Origin of the sequence: Duganella violaceipulchra (assembly GCF_019166075.1) — a bacterium.
GTDB lineage: Bacteria > Pseudomonadota > Gammaproteobacteria > Burkholderiales > Burkholderiaceae_D > Rugamonas > Rugamonas violaceipulchra.
In genome coordinates, this window is record NZ_JAHTGR010000239.1 from 1 (window position 1) to 255 (window position 255).

Consider the following 255-nt stretch of genomic DNA (forward strand, 5'->3'; position numbering starts at 1 on the left):
TGCCAGTACCGCAGCGCGCTGTTCACGCCGGCCACCATCGAGTACCTGATGGGCCAGTGGCTGTCGCTGCTGGAGCAGGTGGCGCGCGCGCCGCGCACGGCGGTGGCGCAGCTGGCCCTGTTCGAGCTGGCGCCGCTGGCGTCGCCTTACCTGGCGTTCGCCAACGCCTTGCCGGCCACGCCGGCGCCGGCCACGGTGCTCGAGCGCCTGCGCGCGGTCACGGTGGCCACGCCGGACGGCGTGGCGCTGGAATGG

Annotated in this window: 1 protein-coding gene; it reads left to right on the forward strand. The window is 74.9% G+C overall.

Annotation, left to right across the window (positions count from 1 at the left end; translation table 11 throughout):
• Window positions 1-255, forward strand: a 255-nt coding sequence (locus tag KVP70_RS33875; protein ID WP_439897418.1) for a hypothetical protein, incomplete at both ends; no start/stop codon positions are given.